The sequence below is a fragment of the Trebonia sp. genome, assembly GCF_049794275.1.
GTDB lineage: Bacteria > Actinomycetota > Actinomycetes > Streptosporangiales > Streptosporangiaceae > Trebonia.
Genome location: NZ_JBARCR010000950.1, coordinates 1 through 1632, shown reverse-complemented (window position 1 = coordinate 1632; position 1632 = coordinate 1). Strand labels below are relative to the sequence as shown.

At 73.0% G+C, this 1632-nt stretch carries 2 protein-coding genes; one reads left to right on the top strand and one right to left on the bottom strand.

What is annotated here, in order from left to right; all coding sequences use genetic code 11:
- A partial coding sequence (locus WA805_RS24355; RefSeq protein ID WP_425243495.1) for a glycosyl hydrolase 2 galactose-binding domain-containing protein occupies positions 1-964 on the bottom strand: 964 nt, incomplete at its 3' end.
- Between the two features lie 266 nt (positions 965-1230).
- Between WA805_RS24355 and WA805_RS24350 the strand changes: the two genes are divergently transcribed.
- Positions 1231-1632, top strand: a 402-nt coding sequence (locus tag WA805_RS24350) for an SAV_6107 family HEPN domain-containing protein (RefSeq protein WP_425243494.1), incomplete at its 3' end; no start/stop codon positions are given.

The following is a 1632-nucleotide window of genomic DNA, read 5'->3' as shown; positions in this document are numbered from 1 at the left end:
TCCTGGTGCCGGTCGTGTGCGTGCCGCCCGGCCGGGCTCGCACAACGGAGCCCCCGGCGTAGGTGAGGGTCGTGCGGACCGTGTACAGCTTCGGCTGCTCAGGCGACCAGTAGCTCACCGGGCCCGTCCCGCCGATGGTGAGCGCGACGGCGTGCGTGCCCGGCCGGCCGATGCGCAACGTCGTCCGGGCGCTGGCCAGCGTGCGGTCGCCGTCGAGCAGGGCGGCGGTGACGGCCGCGGCCCCGCCCCTGGGGACGGTGCCCGCCTGGACACTCGCCGTGACCCGGACAGTGCGGCCGGCGGCGAGCACGTTCCGCGGCAGGACGAAGACGTCCTGCAGGTAGATGTCGGGAACCACCTCGAGCCGCACGTCCCGGTAGATGCCGGCCGGCTGCAGGAAGTCCATGGTCGGCGGCCCGCCGGCCAGGGCGTCCGGCGGGACATCGAGCCAGCGGCCGTCCACGATGACGGCGAGCACGTTGCCGCGGGGCCTGAGATGGCCGGTGAGCTCGGCCGTCCAGGGCAGGTAACCGCCGGCGTGGGTGGCCACGACCCGGCCGTTGAGCACGACGGTGGCGTTCGTCATGACCCCGTCGAAGGTCACGAGCACCCGGCTGCCCGCCGTGAACGCGCTGTCGAAGTGCTTGCGGTAGATCCAGGTGCGCTCCCAGGTCCGATAGTCCCAGCCGGTCCAGGACAGGTCCGTGACGGTGTGCGGCAGCGTGACGCGTGCGTAGCCGCTGTCGTCGTGCCCGGGCGATTCCGCGCCCTTCACGTACGGGCCGCCGAACAGCCAGCCCTGGTTGAAGTCGTAGCTTCCCACCAGATCGTCCAGCATCGCGGCGACCGGGCGCGGGCCGGAGCCGCGGAGCAGGTCTTCAGCGCAGGTGCCGCCCGCTACGGCAGCGGCCCCTGCGGTAAGGCCGGCCAGCGCGGATCTCCGGGACAGCACGCGGCCGGTCATGTGCCCACTATGTCGGACGTGCGATGCCGCCGGGGCTGGACCGGCCGGAATGTCAGACCCCCGCACTATCTTCGAATGTGTCAGCAAATGGACTGGACATCACCACGAATCTGTGTTCGAATGAAGACGTGGCGAACTCCGGCCGCCGCGACCCCTGGCGGCCGGCAGCTGGCCGGGCGGGGCGTGGGGAAGCGCTTCGCCCGGCCAGGGGCCCCGCAGCGGCGGGGCGAAGCGGCACGAAGCGGAAGGCTGAAGGAGTGACGACGATGATCAGCACCCTGACGGTGGCAGGCAGCGAAGCGCCGGCGCACCGGGTTTCCCCGACGGTGCTCAGCCTGCTTGAGACTGCTCGGCGCGGGCTGGCCGAGGCCGGCGCAGAAGGCGATCCCGGTACCCGTTACATCTGCGCGCACCTGGCCGCGCTGCGGGCCGCGGCGGCGATCGTCGCCGCCAGGGGCGAGCCGGGAACGGGGACCCGCCGTAGGCGGCCGCGCAGCGTGTGGGAACTGCTCCCGCAGGTCGAGCCGGCGCTGGCCGAGTGGGCGGCGTTCTTCGCGGCCGGCGCGGCCAAGCGGGCCGCCGCCGAGGCCGGGCTACCGAGGGCGGCCTCTCCGCAGGAGGCCGATGACCTGCTGCGGGACGCGAGTACGTTTCTAACCGTGGCGGAG